The 1,111-nt window shown below is 76.6% G+C and carries 1 protein-coding gene; it reads left to right on the top strand.

Annotated elements, in window-relative coordinates; all coding sequences use genetic code 11:
* Positions 1-276: 276 nt before the first annotated feature.
* Positions 277-1,026 (top strand): cobalt-precorrin-6A reductase, encoded by a 750-nt coding sequence (locus B9S61_RS05255; RefSeq protein WP_103541138.1) that lies wholly within the window; start codon positions 277-279, stop codon positions 1,024-1,026.
* Positions 1,027-1,111: the final 85 nt, after the last annotated feature.

Raw genomic sequence — 1,111 nt, 5'->3', positions numbered from 1 at the left:
GAGCGCCAGACCCGCCACCCCGCACACCAGCAGCAGCAGCCCGCGCAGCCCGCCGTGGACCAAGGGGGTCGCCACCGCCGTCGCGGCGGCGGCCAGCGCCCCCCGCGCCGCCCAACGCTGGGCGTGATAGCCCCGCTCGCTCCAGTCCACGGCCATGACTCCTCCAGTCGCCCGGCGTCATCGTAGGGTGTGTACGTACACACGTGCGGCCGGATGACGATCACCGGCGGACGGACCGGTGCCGGACGTGCTGTCCGGGCCTCGTACCCTCAGCCCATGCTCCCGCACGTCCTGGTCCTCGGCGGCACCACCGAGGCACGCGAACTGGCCACCGCCCTGACCGGCCGGCCCGGAACCCGGGTGACCACGTCACTGGCCGGACGGGTGAGCCGGCCCGGCGCGCTCCCCGGTGACGTACGCGTGGGCGGATTCGGCGGAGCGGAGGGACTGGCGGCCTGGCTGCGCGAACGGCGCGTGGACGTCGTCGTGGACGCGACGCACCCGTTCGCCGCCACGATCACGGCGAACGCGGCACGGGCCGTGGCCACCACCGGGATTCCGCTGGTGGTCCTGCGCCGCCCGGGCTGGCAACCGGGCCCCGGGGACCGCTGGCACCCGGTCGCCTCACCGGAGGCGGCGGCCGGTCTGCTGCCCCGGCTCGGACACCGGGTGTTCCTCACGACCGGCCGGCTGGGCCTCGCGGCCTTCGCCCACCTGACACGGACGCGCTTCCTCGTACGCTCGGTGGAACCCCCCGAGCCGCCCCTGCCGGCCCACACGCGTGTCCTGCTCGCCCGCGGCCCCTTCACGGTGGCCGACGAGACGGCCCTCCTGCGCGACCACCGCATCGAGGTGCTGGTGACGAAGGACAGCGGCGGCGCGGCGACCTCCGCCAAACTCACCGCGGCCCGCGACCTCGGCCTCCCGGTCGTCGTCGTACGACGCCCGCCCCTGCCGGCCGGCATCACCCCGCTCGGCGACGTACCGTCGGCCCTGCGCCGGCTGGACACCCTCGACCGGCCCTGACCCGGTCGGCTCGCTCCATGTCCGGCCCGGCGCTCCACCCGGCCGGTCGTGCGGCGGACGGAGGGTGGCCGGGCCGGGTGGCCGG

The organism is Streptomyces sp. SM1, from assembly GCF_002910825.1.
GTDB lineage: Bacteria > Actinomycetota > Actinomycetes > Streptomycetales > Streptomycetaceae > Streptomyces > Streptomyces okerensis.
The sequence above is the reverse complement of the archived record's forward strand: the minus strand, read 5'-3'. Positions and strand labels throughout refer to the sequence as shown.

Bases quoted from the DNA above. Each gene is read 5' to 3' on its own strand.
- B9S61_RS05255 (WP_103541138.1), top strand. From the start codon at position 277: ATGCTCCCGCACGTCCTGGTCCTCGGCGGCACCACCGAGGCACGCGAA.